Raw genomic sequence first — 16,902 nt, 5'->3', positions numbered from 1 at the left:
TGTAGCGGAGATTACTTGGTGGATTTGGCCGGAGCGGTGCCGGTCATCAGGCGCAGCAGGGTTTCCTGGTCCGCGTCTTTGGTAAGAATTTCACCGGTGATCGCACCTTCAAAGATGGTGTAGATGCGGTCGGTGATCCCGAGAAGCTCGGGAAGCTCGGACGAGATGACCACGACGGCCTTGCCCTCATCAGCGAGACGGTGGATCAGCGTGTAGATCTCGTACTTGGCGCCGACGTCAATACCGCGAGTCGGTTCGTCGAGGATCAGAACCTCTGGCTGCGTGAACAGCCACTTTGCGAGGACGACTTTCTGCTGGTTTCCACCGGAGAGCTTGGAAACGCCTTCATCGACCGAAGGGGTCTTAATCCGGACAGACTTGCGGTATCCCTCGGCAACCAGCGTTTCTTGGTCGAGGTCAATGAAGTTGTGCTTGCAGATGCGCTTGATGTCGGCCGAGACGATCGTTCCCTTGATGTCATCAAGGAGGTTGAGCCCCAGCATCTTGCGGTCCTCGGAGACGTAGGACAGGCCCTCGTCAATTGCCTCGCGCACGCTGTTGACGTGGAGGCGCTTGCCGTGCAGGAACGCCTCGCCGCCGTGGTAGATGCCGTAGCTGTGTCCGAAGATCGACCGGGCCAGTTCCGTGCGACCGGCACCCATCAGGCCTGCGAATCCGACGACCTCGCCCTTGCGAACGTTGAATGTGGAGCCCTTGCAAACCATGCGCCCGGGAACGACGGGGCTTTCGATGGACCAATCCTTGACCTCGAACAGGACCTCGCCGATGTTCGGCGTGTGGTCCGGGTAGCGGTTGTCCAGCGGGCGCCCAACCATGCCGCGAATGATGCGGTCCTCGTCGACTTGCCCGGGGATCGTGTCGTACGCCTCAACGGTCTGGCCGTCACGGATGATCGTGATGCCATCGGATACCGCTGCGACCTCGTTCAGCTTGTGCGAGATCATGATGCAGGTGATGCCGCGAGCCTTGAGGCCGCGCATCAGATCGAGCAGGTGCGCGGAGTCTTCTTCGTTCAGAGCGGATGTCGGCTCGTCAAGAACCAGCAGCTTCACGTCTTTGGCGAGCGCTCGTGCGATTTCCACAAGCTGCTGGTGACCGACGCCGAGCTGCTTGATGGGCGTGGCGGGGTCAACATCCAGTCCAACACGGGCGATCCATTCAGAGGCCTTCGCGTGTGCGGTCGTCCAGTCAATTCCGCCGAAGCGGTTCTTGACCTCGTTACCGAGGAAGATGTTTTCGGTTACCGAGAGCTCGGGGATAAGTGCCAACTCCTGGTGGATGATGACAATGCCCGCGTGCTCGGAGGCCTTGATGCTCGCAAAGCGCATTTCCTCGCCTTGGAAGAAGATGTCGCCCTCGTAGGTCCCGTGGGGGTACACGCCCGAAAGGACCTTCATCAGGGTGGACTTTCCAGCGCCATTCTCACCACATATGGAGTGAATGTCACCGGCGCGCACCTTAATGGTGACATTGTCGAGCGCCTTCACACCGGGGAATTCCTTGGTGATCGAACGCATTTCAAGGATCACAGGGTGTTTCCCAGTCGACTCTTGGTTCTCAGTCATCGATCTGTCTCACGCTCCATCGCATGTCAGCGGTTTACGCGCCATCCTTGGCGCCATAGGTGACGCTATCGCCGTCGGGTGCCTGCGGTCAAACTATTGAGGCATGAATGGGGAAGAGTGTTACAAAGTTGAGACCTATCGCGGGTCTCGATGGCCGAAAGGTCCCATGCTCGGGACCCGGCGCCTACGATTCCGAGACCTTCTGTAGCGCCAGGGCGCAAGCGCCGCGCACCTCGTCTTCGTCGCCAAATGTCGACAGGCTGAAGGTGGTATTGGCGACAGCGGCCGGCAGGGCGTGCTGGCGTGCAGCGTGCACGACCGGGGTGAGGAATGAGTCGCCGGCGGGGGCAAGTGGCCCGCCGAGCACCACTGCGTCCGGGCCGAAAATGTTCGCGAGCGTCGCGACGATTCTGCCGAGCGCACTGCCGGCCTCCGATAGAATTCTGCGCACCGTGGGGTCGTCCGCGTGGGCGCCCGCGATCACGTCGTCGAGGGTCATGTTGGTGTCGCGACGCACGTGGGCCAGGTCCGCAACGATCCTGCGGGACGAGGCCAATGTCTCCAGGCAGCCCCGATTTCCGCAGTAGCAAACCTCGCCGCCGTCGAAGATCTGGATGTGCCCTATTTCCCCGTTGAGCCCCGATTTGGAACGGTAGACCTTGCCGTTGACGGCGATCCCCGTGCCGATGCCCGATGCGACCTTGATGTAGATAACGGTCCCGTCGGTGGGGTGGGACCCGAACGTCAGCTGGGCCAGCGCTCCGAGCGATGCGTCGTTCTCGATGATCGCCGGAATGCGCAGGATTTCGGTCGCGAGCCGCGTCAGGTCCATCCCGGCCCAGTGCGGCAGGACCGATCCTTGCACGACCCTGCCGGTGGTGGGATCGACGGAGGCGGGCACCGAGATGCCGACCTGCACCAGCTGGTTTTCCGGGATGCGGTATTCGGCCTGCAGGGAGTCGATCATCGTGCGCGCCTGCGCGAACGCCAGCTCGGGGGATAGGTCCGCGCCGATGGGCTCGACAATTCGCCCGAAGACGCGGTGGCTAGTGTCCGAGGCGAGGACGCGCATGTGCCTGCGCCCGACATCGAGCCCGACGACGATGCGCGGGTCCGGGACCAGCGAGACCATGGCGGACCGGCGTCCCGACGCGATGACGGAGGACGTTACGACGCGCCCCTCGTCGACGAGGTCGCGAACGATATTCGAAATCGTCCCCGCCGACAGGCCCGTGAGGCGGGCCAGGTTGGCTTGGGTTTGGGCGCCTGCGCGCGAAAGTGTGTCCACTACCTTGCGCGTGTTCAGCTGCCGCAAGGCGCGCTGGGAACCTGTGTCGCGTGATGTGGGGGCTGCGCCGGCCTTTGCGCGTGTCATGTCGGGAAGTCTGTACCAGCACCCCCCTTGGCGTCAAGTTGTGAACGCAAATGGGCTCGATGTGTGTAATAAGTTGGGGCAAGCTTCGGTTCCGAGCGGGACGCGGCGGATCCGGTCGCGCCGGATCTGGTCGCACAGGATCCCTCGCATACCCACAGGTTCCGTAGTCGGCTCCAAGAACCGAGTAATCTAGAAGCATATGTCTGCCGCGGTTTCGTTCCGGGGCCGATTGCCTGTCAATGCCAGCCGATTTTCGTGCCGCCTCAACCGCGGCCTTCTTCTCGATGGAGTGAGTTCATAGTGGCCGCTGCACCTTCCAAATTGGATTCCGTCATTTCCTTGGCAAAGCGCCGTGGGTTCGTTTTCCCCGCCGGAGAAATCTATGGCGGTACTCGGTCCGCTTGGGACTACGGGCCACTGGGCGTCGAACTCAAGGAGAACATCAAGCGGCAGTGGTGGCAGATGATGGTGCGTGGGCGCGACGACATCGTCGGTATCGATTCATCGGTCATACTTCCGCGGCAGGTCTGGGTTGCCTCTGGGCACGTCGGCGTCTTTACCGATCCGCTCACCGAGTGCCTGAGCTGCCACAAGCGTTTCCGGCTCGATCAAATGCAGGAAGAATTCGCGGAGCGCAAGGGCCTGCCGGACCCGGAGGCAATCCCCATCGCGGACTTGCCGTGCCCGCACTGCGGTACCCGCGGCCAGTGGACGGAGCCGCGGGAATTCAACATGATGCTCAAGACATACCTGGGGCCGGTGGAGGACGAGTCGGGCCTGCACTACCTGCGACCGGAAACCGCGCAGGGCATATTCGTAAACTTTGCCAACGTGATGGGCGCCGCGCGGCGCAAACCGCCGTTCGGGATCGGGCAGATAGGTAAATCCTTCCGCAACGAAATCACACCCGGGAATTTCATCTTCCGCACCCGCGAATTCGAGCAGATGGAAATGGAGTTCTTCGTCAAGCCCGGTACCGACGAGGAATGGCACCAGTACTGGATCGATGCCCGGACTGACTGGTACGTCGGCCTGGGAATCAACCGTGACAACTTGCGCCACTACGAGCACCCCCAAGAGAAGCTGTCGCACTATTCCAAGCGGACTGTCGACATTGAGTACCGGTTCGGCTTTCAGGGGTCCGAGTGGGGGGAGCTCGAGGGGATTGCCAACCGCACTGACTTTGACCTTTCGACCCACTCGAAGCACTCCGGCAAGGACCTTTCCTACTTCGATCCCGCATCGGGGGAACGCTACGTTCCCTACGTCATCGAGCCGGCCGCGGGGCTCACGCGGTCGCTCATGGCATTCCTTGTTGAGGCATATGAAGAGGACGAGGCCCCCAACGCCAAGGGGGGTGTCGACAAACGGACCGTGCTGCGCCTGGACCCGCGTTTGGCGCCCGTCAAGGCTGCGGTTCTGCCGCTTTCGAAGTCGGCCGAACTGCTGCCTACGGCGCAGAAGCTGGCGCAGGAACTGCGCCAGCACTGGAACGTGGACTACGACGTGACGCAGGCGATCGGGAAGCGATACCGGCGCCAAGACGAAATCGGCACGCCGTTTTGTGTGACGGTGGACTTCGACACGCTCGAGGATCAGGCCGTGACCATCCGCGAGCGCGACACCATGAAGCAGGAACGGATCGGACTTGACAAGGTTGCGGCCTACTTGGGGGAGCGGCTCCTCGGTGCGTGACGCATCTGGCACCGGCTTCGCGGGAAACGACGCGCGCGCGGGGCTGGGCCCCGCGCGCCCTGCGCTGCGGATAGGTTCCATCACCGCCGAGGTCCCGGTGGTGTTGGCGCCCATGGCCGGGATCACCAACGCGGCGTTTAGGCGCCTGTGCCGAGAACACGGCGGCGGGCTCTACGTGGCCGAAATGGTGACGTCTAGGGCGCTGGTTGAGCGCAACCCGGCCGCCGTCCGCATCGTTACGTTTGACGACGATGAGGCGCCCCGCTCCGCGCAGGTGTACGGCGTCGATCCCGCAACCGTGGCGGCAGCGGTGGCGATCATTGTCGACGAGGACCGCGCGGACCATGTTGACCTCAACTTCGGGTGCCCCGTGCCCAAGGTGACGCGACGCGGCGGGGGCGCCGCGCTTCCGTGGAAGCGCGAACTGTTCAAGCGCATTGTCGCCGCTGCGGTGGATGCCGGGGCCAAGCGGGACGTCCCGGTGACGATCAAGATGCGCAAGGGCATCGATGACGATCACGAAACCTATGTGGAGGCGGGCCTCGTCGCGCAAGAATTGGGAGTGGCCGCGGTGGCTCTCCACGGCAGGACGGCGGCCCAGCATTACTCGGGGCACGCCGATTGGGAAGCGATTCGCACACTTAAAGAAGCCGTAACGAAAATACCCGTTCTTGGCAATGGTGACATTTGGTCCGCGGAAGACGCTGTGGCGATGATCGAGCAAACGGGCTGCGACGGTGTGGTTGTCGGGCGCGGGTGCCAGGGGCGGCCCTGGTTGTTTGCGGATCTGGAGGCGGCGATGCGCGGGTCGCAAGAGCGCATCAGGCCCGATCTGCGGTACGTCGCCGACACCGTTTATCGCCACGGCGAATTGATGGCGGAGTTTTACGGCGATGAGGACAAGGCGTGCCGCGACCTGCGCAAGCATATGGCCTGGTATTTCAAGGGATATCCCGTCGGGGGCGAGGCCCGGCGGGCGCTGGCGATGGTGGAATCACTGCGGCAATTGCGCAGGACGCTCGACGATTTGGACCTTGATTCGCCCTACCCCGGCGCCGCCGCGGAGGGGCAGCGCGGGCGCGCCGGTACCCCGAAGCAGCCACACCTGCCGTACGGCTGGCTCGATTCTCGGGAATTGACTGAGGAGCATCGCAGCAGGCTCGCCGAGGCAGAGTTAGATGTTTCAGGTGGCTAGCGATCCGGGCGGCGCCGCGTTTGTTACGGCCGTGAGAGCGCAGTACGGTCGCGATGACACTGCGCGGTGGGTTCCCGAGCCTGCCAAGAATCCGGCGCGCACCGCATTTGAGCGCGATCGCGGGCGATTGGTGCATTCCTCGGCGCTGCGGCGGCTCAGCGCGAAGACCCAGGTGTTGGGGCCCGCAAGCGATGATTTTGTGCGCAACCGACTCACGCACACGCTCGAGGTCGCGCAGGTGGGGCGGGAATTGGGCAAGGCCCTGGGGTGCGATCCGGACGTCGTTGACACTGCGTGCTTGGCCCACGATCTGGGCCATCCACCGTTTGGGCACAACGGCGAGCAGGCCCTCTCCGAGCTGGCCAGCGGCATCGGCGGGTTCGAGGGCAACGCCCAGACGCTGCGGCTCTTGACGCGCCTGGAACCGAAGGTTATCGATGCCGAGGGCCGGTCTGCGGGCCTGAACCTCACCAGGGCTAGCCTTGACGCATCCGTGAAGTATCCGTGGTCGTATTTTGATCGACCTATGGGATTGAACGGTCGCCCCACGCAGAAATTCGGTGTGTACCAGGACGACTTGCCGGTGTTCACCTGGCTGCGTGAAGGTGCCGCCGCGGGCAAGAAGTGCCTCGAGGCGCAGATCATGGATCTGGCCGATGACGTCGCCTATTCGGTGCACGACGTCGAAGATGCGGTGGCTTCAGGGCGCATGCTCATGACCGAGCTCGCGGCCGATGAGGGCCGGACCAAGGTCATCGAAGCGGTCGAGGCCTGGTACGGCGGGATCATCCCGGCGGATGAATTGCGCGCCGCGATCGTGCGGCTGAGCAACGAGGGGTTGTTGTTGCGCGGGTTCGACGGATCGCGGGCGGCGCTTGCAGAGCTCAAGAACGTCACCAGCGCGCTTATCGGAAGATTTGTGAACGCCGCCGAAGCCGCCACCCGCCGCGAGTTCGGGGCAGGGCCGCTGTCTAGGTACGGCGCCGACTTGATTGTGCCGCGCGAAACGCAGGCGGAGATTCTTGTGCTCAAGGGTACGGCCGTCGCCTACGTTATGGCGCCGCGAGAACACGAACCGGTCTACCCGGCGCAGCGCGCATTGTTGCGGCAGCTGGTTGACGTGGTACTGGACCGCGCGCCGCGCGTTCTTGAACCGGCCTTCGCGGGGGATTGGGCGGTCGCGCAATCGGATGCGGAACGGTTGCGGGTCGTAATCGATCAGGTCGCGTCGCTCACCGATGTGTCCGCGGTCGCGTGGCACGGACGCCTGTGGGCGGGCCAGTAAGCCTGACCGACGGCACTAGACTTTAGCCGTGGCCGGTTTAATCAAGCGCGAGGTGGTCGATGCGGTGCGCCAGCGCGCGCGCATTGACGAGATCGTGGCCGAACATGTCACTCTCAAACCCGCCGGGATCGGCGCCCTCAAGGGATTGTGCCCCTTTCACGACGAAAAGTCGCCGTCCTTCAACGTCCGCCCGCAGCTCGGGCGCTGGCACTGCTTCGGGTGCGGCGAAGGCGGCGACGTGATTTCGTTCGTCCAGCGCATCGACGCCATGGGGTTCGCCGACGCGGTCGAATACCTGGCCGGGCGCTACGGCGTGACCGTCGAATACGAATCGGGAGGAACCGAGCGCCGCGGCATCGAACCGGGTACCCGGTCGCGGTTGCTCGACGCCAATCGCGTCGCGGAACAGTACTTTGCCGAGCACCTGTCCACGCCCGAGGCGAAGGCCGGGCGGCGTTTCCTGGCCGAGCGGAGTTTCGATAAGTCCGCCGCCGAGCTTTTTGGGGTCGGCTACGCCCCCAACGGCTGGGACAATCTCCTGCGGCACCTGCGTTCACGTGGTTTCACCGAGGCGGAACTGACCGCGAGCGGGCTGGTCAGCCAGGGGCAGCGGGGAATCTACGACCGCTTCCGGGGCCGGCTGATCTGGCCGATTCGGGACGTCACCGGCGAGGTCATCGGTTTTGGCGCACGCAAACTGTTCGAGGAGGATCCGGGTCCGAAATACCTCAACACCCCCGAGACCCCGCTTTACAAGAAGTCCACCGTCCTTTATGGCATCGATCTTGCCCGGCGGCCGATCGCGAAGCAACGCAAGATCGTGGTTGTCGAGGGATACACCGATGTTATGGCAGCGCACCTATCGGGGGTCGATTTCGCCGTTGCCACCTGCGGAACGGCGTTCGGCGCCGATCATGCGCGCGTGGTGCGCCGGATGATGGGAGATACGACGAGCGGGGCGGGGGTGCGCCTAGCCGACGGCGGCTCAATGGGCGGGGAGGTGATCTTCACCTTCGATGGTGACGCGGCCGGACGAAAGGCGGCCCTACGCGCCTTCGCGGAAGACGAGAAGTTCTTCGCGCAGACGTTCGTCGCCATGACGCCGGACGGGATGGACCCGTGCGAACTGCGGATGGAGCGCGGCCCGGGTGCGGTCCAGGACCTTGTCACTCACCGCAAGCCGCTGTTTGAATTCGTCATTTCCAGCATCGTTGCGGAGCACGACCTTGACACTGCCGAAGGCAGGACGGCCGCGGTGCGTGAGGTGGCTCCGGTCCTGGAGCACATTCGCGACGCCGCGCTGCTTCCGCAATACGAGCGGAACCTCGCGGGGCTAGTCGGAATGCCGGTACCGGAAGTTGTCGAAATCGTGGGGCAGCGGCGGCGCAGCGCAGGCAGGCGGCACAAAGCCGGCTCGGTGGCAGCGCAGCAACCTCACCGCCGCGCGGCGAGCGATCCGATAGCGAGGCTCGAATACGATGTCTTGGCCGCGGTGTTGCAACACCCGGATCTGGCCCCGGCGGAAACCTACGACGCCATCGACCTCGACACCTTTACCGTCCCCTCCGCGCGCGCCGTGCACGCGGCAATCCTGTCCGTCGGGGGAGTGTCAAGCGCCGGCGGGGACGTCGCACACTGGCTCGAGATGGTGACCGACGAGGCCCCCGAGGCCATACGCCCGCTCATTTCGCAGATGGCTGCGGCGCCACTTCCGCAAGATCGCGAAGACGGCCTTCCCGATTACGTGCACGGGTTGGTCGTGAAGCTGGTTGACGTCGTTCTGACGCGGCGCATCGCCGAGCAACGCGGCCGCCTGGGGCGGCTTTCTGGGCCGGGGTCCGCGGAATTCGATGCGGCAATGGAGTCGCTCTTCGCACTGGAGAATCATCGCCGCGCGTTGCGCGATCAGAACTAGGCGCGACCCACCGGGGCGGCGGCCGCCGCCCCGGGCGGGCGGCCGCGTGACCAGGGTCGCCGCCCTGCCTGTGTGACTTGGGGCGTCGCCGCCGTGCCTGTGTGACTTGGGGCGTCGGCGCCGTGCCCGTGTGACTTGGGGCGTCGGCGCCGTGCCTGTGTGACTTGGGGCGCCGCTCACCGACCGAGCGAGCTAGCGGTCCGCTTTGTCTGGTATCTCACACCACTGCGCGGGCATGTCGACTGCATCCGAGCGTAGAATTGTACTGACCGGTCAGTATTGATGAGGAAGAGATGCCTGATAAAGATTCGTCGCCAAGCGACGCGCGCCTAGCCGTTCACGCAACAGCGGTCACGCTCAGCGGTCCTCGCGGACCCGTGTACGGGCCCCTGGACCTGGAAATACCCGAAGGGGAACTCTCCGTCATTATCGGCCCGCAGGGAAGCGGACGCAGTTCCTTGCTGCTCACCATCGCAGGCCGTATGAAGCCCAACAAGGGTTCGGAACTCACCGTCTTGGGCCACCGCCTACCCGCGCAGCGCAAGGAGGTTCAGCGGGTCGCGGCGATCGCCGGTTTCGACGGAATCGACACCGTGGACGGCGGAGTGACCGTTGGTGCGGCGTTGCGCGAAAGGATCGATTGGCTCAGCCCGTGGTACCGGCCCGCACCGCGGCTCAATTACCGCACATACGCGCACTACGCTGCCGCGGTATTCGGCGACCGCAAACCCCCCAAACTCGAGACATACATCTGGGATCTAGACGAGCTCGATCAAATGCTGCTGCGAATCGTTATCGCGCTGGTGCAAAGGCCGCGGCTGCTGGTCGTGGACGACCTGGACCAGGTCCATGACTTCGAACGCCGATGCTACATCTGGAATCGGCTCCAAGCGATGGCCGCGCAGGGACTCACCATCGTTGCGGCAGTAGCATCCGCCGGCGAGATTGATCGCGTCGACTGGCGCGGATCTCGTCCCCTATCAATTGTGATACCGCGCCGCGGGAAGGCCGGAAGTGATGAATTTGTTGGGTCCGCAACGGGCTCGGAGGGAGAATAAGGATGTCCGCGCTTAGCACTGGGACGGAGCTGCGGCGATTCCGCAAGGGCCTGGTCCCGAAACTCGCCATCATTGCGATGGTCCTGATTCCGCTTCTGTACGGGGCGCTGTATTTGTGGGCGTTCTGGGATCCGACTGGGCGGCTCGACAATCTCCCGGTCGCGCTAGTGAATGAGGATCAGTCCGTCGAAGTCGACGGGACGACCGTCGACGCCGGGGACCAGGTCACCGACGAGCTCGTGAAATCGGGCGACCTCAAATGGGAAGAAACCGATGCCGCCACAGCCCTGCAGGGGGTCAAGGACGGCAGGTACTACTTCGCGGTGTCGATCCCGAAAGATTTCTCCCAGCAGATCGCGTCGGCCGCCGGTGATGACCCCGCACAGGCAAAGATTAACGTCACCTACAACGACGCAAACTCTTTCCTGGCCACGACTTTGGGCCGCAGCGCCATGACGCAGGTCGAAAGCGCCGTCCGGGAGAAGATATCGGATCAAGCGGTCGACAAGGTTCTGGTCGGGCTCTCGGATGCGCGCGACGGGTTCGCGCAGGGATCCGATGGCGCGCTGCAGCTGGCCGACGCCGGCGAAAAAATCACCGCCGGAGCCTCGCAACTGGCAAACGGATCCGCGAAGGCGGCGGACGGCGCCGGCAGCCTCGCCACCGGGGCCGGAAAGCTCAATAGGGGAGCGCAAACACTGGCCGCCGGTGCATCATCGCTGTCCAGCGGCACCTCGCAGCTTTCCAGCGGCGCAAGCGCGCTCAACAAGGGAACCTCCTCACTTGCTAGCGGCGTGAAGAAATTGTCGACAGGTGCGGCAAGCGCGTCCGACGGGTCGAAAAAGCTGGCCGCAGGCACCTCATCGCTGTCCTCCGGCGCTTCATCGGCCGCCACCGGTGCATCCAGCCTGGCCGACGGCACCAAACGGATTGCCTCCGGCGCATCGCAACTCAGCGACGGCGCAGCGAGCACCCGGGAAGGCGCAGAAAAACTGCGCGTCGCCGTATCGACCATGTCGCAGGGCTTCACCAGCGACAACGGCATCCTTTCTGGCGCAAAGAAAGCAAGCAAGGGTGCAACGGAGCTAGCGGAGGGACTCGCGGCAAGCCAGGCGACCGTGGACCAACTGCCGACCCAACTCGGTAACATCGCGACGCTGATCAGCGCCAACGACGCGGCATTGGAGGGTGCAGGCGTTCCCGCCACCAACGCCCTGCGGCAGCAGAACGCGGCCGCGCTGAAACAGCTTTCGCAGCTGGCGCAATCGGGGCTCGATACCAAGTACGACGCTGCCGTAGCGGGCGCGCAGGCGCTCGCGGATAAGTCAGCAGGGCTGCCGTACCTTGCGCAGTCGTTGCAGGCGGTATCGAGCGGAGTCAGCACAATCGAGGGGCAGCTTACCTCCACCGGCTCAACCACGTCACCGACGCTGCGAGATGGCATTGATCAGCTGGCGGCCGGCAGTAAGACCCTTTCGACCGGGGCTTCGCAAAGCGCCGCCGGGGCATCGAGCCTAGCGGCCGGCACGAAGAAGCTTGCCGCTGGGGCTACCACCGTCGATTCAGGCGCGCAGGCCCTGTCAAGTGGAGCTAAGAAACTGGCGACGGGTGCCTCGTCCGCGGCTAAAGGCGCGACAAAGGTGAGCGGCGCGACCGGAAAACTTGCGACCGGTGCGTCCTCGGCAGCCTTGGGAGCGGCGAAAGTGGCCAGCGGCGCGTCCCAGCTGGCGAGCGGCACGACATCGGCCGTCAAGGGCGCGGGCACACTGGCGGACGGGATCACCTCGCTTGCTGAGGGCGCCAACAAGTTGCAGACCGGATCGGAAAAGGCGACGGCTGGGGCCCAAGAACTGTCCGACAAACTCGCGGACGGAACCAAGCAGATACCCGACGATACGGCCACCCGGCGGGCGGCGCGCGCCACGACAATATCGGCGCCCGTCTCTGTTGCGGATACCGACCTTGCCAAGGCCGAGGGATTCGGCGAGGGATTCGCGCCGTTCTTCATCTCCCTAGCGCTCTTCGTAGGATCGCTCATCACCTGGCTGCTGCTGCGCCCGATACCTTCGCGCAGCCTCGCTGCCCCGGTGTCAGGCGGGCGAATCATGCTCGCAGGCTACCTACCAGCCTTCACGATAGGCGTCGGTCAGGTGCTGGTCATGCTCGCAGTCATCCACTTCGGGTTGGGTCTCAACCTCGCCAACCCCGCGGGGGTAGTGCTCTTCACGATGCTCATAGCCGCTGCTTTCCTGGCGCTACAGCAAATGTTCATAGCGCTGTTCGGTCCCGCCGCTGGCAAGGTGGTCATACTCGCGTTCTTGATGCTCCAGCTCGCATCTTCGGGTGGAACTTACCCGGTTCCCACCACGGCGGGGTTCTTCCAAGCGCTGCACCCGTGGCTACCGATGAGCTACTCCGTGACGGGCCTTCGGCAACTGATCACCGGTGGCGCAGATTCCAGGCTGCTGGTGTCGATCGCCTACCTTGTGGGGCTCCTGGTGGTTTCGTGGGTGGTCACGGGCGTGCGCGCCGGGCGCATGCGCACCTGGTCCCTGGACCGCTTGCACCCGTCGGTGTCACTGTGACCCGGGAGTGCGCGCGATGAGTCGGTCCGATACGCGCGACCAGATCCTGAATGCCGCTGCCAAGCTCTTTGCCGAGAATGGATATACGGCGACCTCTGTCGACGATATTGCTTCAAAAGCCGGAGTCGCAAAGGGCAGCGTATTTTACAATTTCGGTTCGAAAAGCAATGTCATCGAGGCGGTTTTGGACCGCGGTGTTATGCGCCTGGGATCTAGCCTCGCGCAGGCGCGCCGCGGACTGAGCGGTCAGCCCGCTCTCGCGGTAATGGTCCGGGAAATGCTAGCGCAAATTCGTAACCACACCGATTTTGCGAAAATTCTCGCGGCCGAGGTATTTCGGGTCGGGAGGCAATGGGAGGATTCCGTTGGCCAAGTGCGCGCCTCGGCAATCTCCCAATTCTCTAGCGTGATTTCTGAAATGCGACCCGACCTGGACGCCGATTTGGTGGCGGGGGCCGTCTTCGGATCGATACTGGTGACCGGCCTGGAATGGGTCGTTTTTCAGCCCGATAGGTCGTTCGACGACGTCCAGGCGGCGATAGATATCCTCGTCGCGGGGCTTGAAAGAGCTTAGGGACGAGGGCCGCTGGCCCGCCACGTCATTCTCATAGAGCGCGTGGGGGCGCGGGACCCACTGGTCCCGCGCCCCCACGCGCATCTGCCCTCTCGGGGAATTGACGCGGGCGACGACTACTTTGCCCGCTTGCCGGTCACCGCGGTGAACACGAACAGCACGACGAGTGAACCGACAAGTGCGAGGATCCAGGTGCGGAAGTCACCGAGGTCACCTAGGCCAACATCGAAAATTGCGGAGCCGATCCATCCGCCGACTACCGCGCCGATGACGCCGATGACGATGCTAGCGACCCAGCCACCGACAGCGCGGTCGCTCAGAATCGCCTTTGCTATTGACCCGCAAATCAGGCCGAGGAAAATGTAGGCTAGAAATCCCATTTTCGATCACTTACCTTCGCTCTCGGATGCCTTGTTGAACAGTTCGGATGCCTTGTCTTTGACGCCCTCGACTGCATCCTTGATGGATGCCTTTGCTTGGTCGGCTTTGCCTTCTGCTTCTAACTGAGAGTTATCGGTTACTTTGCCGGTCGACTCTTTGGCTTTACCAAGCGCGTCTTCCGCGGCATTCTCGAACTTCTCCTTAAAGCCCATGACAGACCCCTTTCGATTCATATCTGGCGATATGGGATCCTCACGCTACCGCGTATCAGGACACCCCGCATTATTTAGCGAACCGAGCTGCGGTATTTTTGGATTTGCGCTGGCCACCCGCGCCTGATGCTCACATCGTGGAGTCAGGCGCTTCGAGGCGCCCCAAGTCTGGGCTGGGGTGCAGGGGAGCCGTATCCGAGTCGATGTAGCCACCTGCGCCGCGCTGGTGTCGGTCTGCGTAGGTGTAGGGGAGCCCTATCCGACTCGATGTAGCCACCTAACCGGTGCCCCCGCCCCGGCATGACGGAACGGTTCCAGTTCGGCATCCCACGCGGTGCCCAGCGCCAGATCAAGTTCTGCTTTCATGCGGCGGGGATCTTGTGCGTGGGACATCGCGGAGCGAATCCGGTCTTCTGGGATGACAGCATTTCCGGCGACGTCGATCGGCGTGTGAAAGATGCCCAGTTCGGGCGTGTGGCTCCAGCGACCGCCGTCGCAGTTTGCCGACGGGTCTTCGGTGATTTCGTACCGCAGGTGCGCCCATCCGCGCATGGCGGAAGCCAGCTTTGCCCCCGTGCCCTGTTCGGCGCGCCAAGACAATTCGGCACGCATCGAGCCTGGCTCGGCTGGCTGGTCAGTCCAATCGAAGTGAACGCTGTAACCGAGCAAATTACTCGCAGCCCACTCTAGGTGTGGGCACAAAGCACGCGGTGAAGAGTGCACGAAAACAACACCGCGGGTCAAAATACCTGCCATGAGAGCCTCCTGTTGGGTCCGAGAGTCGTCTTCCCCAACGTTCTCGGCGTTCAACACGAGGTGCAGCTCGCGGCTTTACACGGCGTACGTTGCAAGGTTACCGCAGCGTGGTGGCAAAGCGAAGCGAAAGTTCGGCGGCGTGTCGCCGCGCCTTGCGCGGGGCGAATGGCGGGCCGGGACGGTCTCGTTGATCGAGCGTACAGTCGGCTCAAGTGGGGGTGCCCGGGGACGCCGAGTGCGGGGGTGCGATCTCGTCGAGTGCGGGGTTTTGGTTCGAGTGCGCCCGTTTAGTCCGAGTACGGGATTTCCTGCACTGGTGTGTGACTGAAAGGGGCGCGCTCGGCGCGCGCGGGTGTGCCCGGGGTCGTCGAGTGCGGGGTTTTGGTTCGAGTGCGGTGGTTTGTGCAGGGGTTTTGACTGAAAGGGGCGCGGTCGGCGCGCGCGGGGGTGCCCGGGGACGCCGAGTGCGGGGGTTTGGTTTGAGTGCGGTGGTGGTCTCGATACGCGCGCTTCGCGCGCACTCGACCGGCGGGGATCCACGGTACTCGACCGGCGGGGATCCACGGTACTCGACCGGCGGGGATCCACGGTACTCGACCGGCGGGGATCCACGGTACTCGACCGGCGGGGATCCACGGTACTCGACCGGCGGGGATCCACGGTACTCGACCGGCGGGGATCCGCGGTACTCGACCGGCGGGGATCCACGGTACTCGACCGGCGGGGATCCACGGTACTCGACCGGCGGGGATCCGCGGTACTCGACCGGCGGGGATCCACGGTACTCGACCGGCGGGGATCCGCGGTACTCGACCGGCGAGCGGGCGCGCTCGGCGCGTGCGGTCGGGGGCTTGTTTTGCTCTATGCTTCCCCTCGCCCATTCGGTGCGGGCATATTGCGATTGGCTACAGTTTTGGCTACAACAGTCCCTGTAGCCAACCCCCGAAGCCGTTGCAATTTCAAGTGGGGCGACTGGGACTTGAACCCAGGACCGACGGATTATGAGTCCGCTGCTCTAACCGACTGAGCTATCGCCCCTCTGCCCGGCTCCTCCAACTGGCTGCCGGGCCGCATGAAATCTTACCCGGTGCGAGCGCATGGGGTCCAACGCGAACCGATTCGTCGCCCGCTGGGCGCTTTGCGGTTCCGGAGCGAAACGGTGGGAACTAAGGAATGCGGCAAGACGAGCTAGGCGGCTGGTGGAGCGGTGGGGGCCTCGTCCCTGAACCGGCCGAGACGCGGTGCGATGATGCCGCAAATCAGCAACTGGAGCTGGTGGAACATCATGAGGGGCAGCACGACTATCCCCAGCTGGCTGGCGCTGAACAACACTGCCGCCATGGGCATCCCCGACGCCAAGGACTTCTTCGAACCGCAGAAGAACAACGCGATGCGGTCGGCTCGGGCGAACCCCAGTCGGGCGCTGGCCCACCACAGGATCGTCATCACGACTCCCAGAATCGCCGCGCAAGCGCCCAAGAGTGCGACCATCCTTCCAATGGATACCTGCGACCAGATGTGCTGCGCCATCCCGGCGCTAAATGCCGCGTAGATCACCAAAAGAATCGAGCCTCTTTCGACCAATTTGGTGGGAGACTTGTGCGCGATCAGCCACGATCCGACCCACCTGTGGATGAGTTGGCCGATCACGAACGGAACCAGCAACTGGAACGCTATTTTGATGACCGCGTCCGCGGAAAGCGGGGGAGCGGTACCGACGCTCGACATCAGCGCGACCACGAGCAGCGGAGTCAGGAAGACCCCGGCCACGTTCGATACCGACGCGCTGACAATTGCTCCGGGCACATTTCCGCGGGCGATAGCGGTGAACGCAATCGAGGATTGCACCGTCGACGGGACGAGCGTGAGGTACAGCAGTCCCTGCGCCAAATCGCGTCCCATGAGGGGGCCGGCGGTGGCCTTCACGGCCAGGCCCAAGGCAGGGAAGAGCACAAAGGTCGCCGCGAGCACGGTCGCGTGCAGTCGCCAGTGCCGGATTCCCGCGATCGTTTCTGCGAACGACAGGCGCGCGCCGTAGAGAAGAAATAATCCGGCCACCGCGATGTTTGACGCTCCCTGAGCGATAGCGAGGCCGCCGCCGCGCGCGGGCAAGACGGTGGCGATGGCGATCGTGGCGACCATGGCGATGAGAAATGGATCTATGGCGTTGCTCAGTCTCTTAGCCAAGGTGGTCGTTCCCAACTGCCGGATCGGGTCGCGGCGCCGGCCCCGCACGTGTTCACATGGGTCGGCGAGCTCAGCGCTGTAGGCGATTCTAGCGCAGC

Annotated in this window: 13 protein-coding genes and 1 tRNA gene; 7 read left to right on the top strand and 7 right to left on the bottom strand. The window is 63.8% G+C overall.

Going from position 1 to position 16,902, the window contains the following annotated elements; translation table 11 throughout:
• Positions 1-11 precede the first annotated feature (11 nt).
• Positions 12-1,586: an ATP-binding cassette domain-containing protein gene (locus tag FB389_RS02825; RefSeq protein WP_142111264.1), complete on the bottom strand. Its 1,575-nt coding sequence runs from the start codon at positions 1,584-1,586 to the stop codon at positions 12-14.
• Between the two features lie 184 nt (positions 1,587-1,770).
• The gene (locus tag FB389_RS02820; protein WP_142111263.1) at positions 1,771-2,961 is read right to left on the bottom strand and encodes an ROK family transcriptional regulator; all 1,191 of its coding nucleotides are present in this window, start codon (positions 2,959-2,961) and stop codon (positions 1,771-1,773) included.
• 300 nt (positions 2,962-3,261) lie between these two features.
• Here FB389_RS02820 and FB389_RS02815 point away from each other — a divergent pair, with 300 nt between their 5' ends.
• From FB389_RS02815 to FB389_RS02785, 7 genes are all read left to right on the top strand, one after another.
• Complete coding sequence (locus tag FB389_RS02815; RefSeq protein WP_211344936.1) at positions 3,262-4,656, top strand: glycine--tRNA ligase; 1,395 nt, start codon at positions 3,262-3,264, stop codon at positions 4,654-4,656.
• A 43-nt stretch (positions 4,657-4,699) separates the two neighbouring features.
• Entirely contained in the window at positions 4,700-5,851 is a 1,152-nt protein-coding gene (dusB, locus tag FB389_RS02810) for a tRNA dihydrouridine synthase DusB (protein ID WP_281282045.1), read from the top strand.
• On the top strand, positions 5,835-7,136 hold the full coding sequence (locus tag FB389_RS02805) for a deoxyguanosinetriphosphate triphosphohydrolase (protein WP_142111261.1): 1,302 nt from the start codon (positions 5,835-5,837) through the stop codon (positions 7,134-7,136). The genes dusB and FB389_RS02805 overlap by 17 nt, the downstream gene beginning before the upstream one ends.
• A gap of 28 nt (positions 7,137-7,164) precedes the next feature.
• Positions 7,165-9,051 carry a DNA primase gene (gene dnaG, locus FB389_RS02800; protein ID WP_142111260.1) on the top strand — a complete coding sequence of 629 codons (1,887 nt, stop codon included), beginning with the start codon at positions 7,165-7,167 and terminating at the stop codon, positions 9,049-9,051.
• A 293-nt stretch (positions 9,052-9,344) separates the two neighbouring features.
• On the top strand, positions 9,345-10,109 hold the full coding sequence (locus FB389_RS02795) for an ATP-binding cassette domain-containing protein (protein WP_142111259.1): 765 nt from the start codon (positions 9,345-9,347) through the stop codon (positions 10,107-10,109).
• A gap of 2 nt (positions 10,110-10,111) precedes the next feature.
• Positions 10,112-12,694: a YhgE/Pip domain-containing protein gene (locus FB389_RS02790; RefSeq protein WP_142111258.1), complete on the top strand. Its 2,583-nt coding sequence runs from the start codon at positions 10,112-10,114 to the stop codon at positions 12,692-12,694.
• A gap of 16 nt (positions 12,695-12,710) precedes the next feature.
• Positions 12,711-13,268 (top strand): TetR/AcrR family transcriptional regulator, encoded by a 558-nt coding sequence (locus FB389_RS02785; RefSeq protein ID WP_142111257.1) that lies wholly within the window; start codon positions 12,711-12,713, stop codon positions 13,266-13,268.
• Positions 13,269-13,384: 116 nt separating this feature from the next.
• Here the strand turns inward: FB389_RS02785 and FB389_RS02780 are convergent, their stop codons facing one another.
• The 5 genes from FB389_RS02780 to FB389_RS02755 all read right to left on the bottom strand — a co-directional run bounded on the left by FB389_RS02780 (position 13,385) and on the right by FB389_RS02755 (position 16,804).
• Entirely contained in the window at positions 13,385-13,648 is a 264-nt protein-coding gene (locus FB389_RS02780; RefSeq protein WP_142111256.1) for a GlsB/YeaQ/YmgE family stress response membrane protein, read from the bottom strand.
• A gap of 6 nt (positions 13,649-13,654) precedes the next feature.
• Positions 13,655-13,861 carry a CsbD family protein gene (locus tag FB389_RS02775; RefSeq protein WP_142111255.1) on the bottom strand — a complete coding sequence of 69 codons (207 nt, stop codon included), beginning with the start codon at positions 13,859-13,861 and terminating at the stop codon, positions 13,655-13,657.
• 255 nt (positions 13,862-14,116) lie between these two features.
• Positions 14,117-14,617 (bottom strand): DUF3145 domain-containing protein, encoded by a 501-nt coding sequence (locus FB389_RS02770; RefSeq protein WP_142111254.1) that lies wholly within the window; start codon positions 14,615-14,617, stop codon positions 14,117-14,119.
• Between the two features lie 964 nt (positions 14,618-15,581).
• Positions 15,582-15,655, bottom strand: a tRNA-Ile gene (locus FB389_RS02760).
• Positions 15,656-15,805: 150 nt separating this feature from the next.
• A complete protein-coding gene (locus FB389_RS02755; protein WP_246043485.1) occupies positions 15,806-16,804 on the bottom strand; it encodes a bile acid:sodium symporter family protein in 999 nt (332 codons plus the stop codon).
• Positions 16,805-16,902: the final 98 nt, after the last annotated feature.

The sequence above is a fragment of the Rarobacter incanus genome, assembly GCF_006715765.1.
GTDB classification, from domain to species: Bacteria; Actinomycetota; Actinomycetes; order Actinomycetales; family Cellulomonadaceae; genus Rarobacter; species Rarobacter incanus.
This window is presented reverse-complemented; position numbering and strand designations above follow the sequence as displayed.

What these genes read in the sequence shown, in the direction of transcription:
- FB389_RS02785 (WP_142111257.1), top strand. Translation starts at nt 12,711, where the DNA reads ATGAGTCGGTCCGATACGCGCGACCAGATCCTGAATGCCGCTGCCAAG.
- FB389_RS02805 (WP_142111261.1), top strand. Translation starts at nt 5,835, where the DNA reads ATGTTTCAGGTGGCTAGCGATCCGGGCGGCGCCGCGTTTGTTACGGCC.
- FB389_RS02775 (WP_142111255.1), bottom strand. Translation starts at nt 13,861, where the DNA reads ATGGGCTTTAAGGAGAAGTTCGAGAATGCCGCGGAAGACGCGCTTGGT.
- FB389_RS02820 (WP_142111263.1), bottom strand. Translation starts at nt 2,961, where the DNA reads ATGACACGCGCAAAGGCCGGCGCAGCCCCCACATCACGCGACACAGGT.
- FB389_RS02825 (WP_142111264.1), bottom strand. Translation starts at nt 1,586, where the DNA reads ATGACTGAGAACCAAGAGTCGACTGGGAAACACCCTGTGATCCTTGAA.
- FB389_RS02770 (WP_142111254.1), bottom strand. Translation starts at nt 14,617, where the DNA reads ATGGCAGGTATTTTGACCCGCGGTGTTGTTTTCGTGCACTCTTCACCG.
- FB389_RS02780 (WP_142111256.1), bottom strand. Translation starts at nt 13,648, where the DNA reads ATGGGATTTCTAGCCTACATTTTCCTCGGCCTGATTTGCGGGTCAATA.
- FB389_RS02790 (WP_142111258.1), top strand. Translation starts at nt 10,112, where the DNA reads ATGTCCGCGCTTAGCACTGGGACGGAGCTGCGGCGATTCCGCAAGGGC.
- FB389_RS02795 (WP_142111259.1), top strand. Translation starts at nt 9,345, where the DNA reads ATGCCTGATAAAGATTCGTCGCCAAGCGACGCGCGCCTAGCCGTTCAC.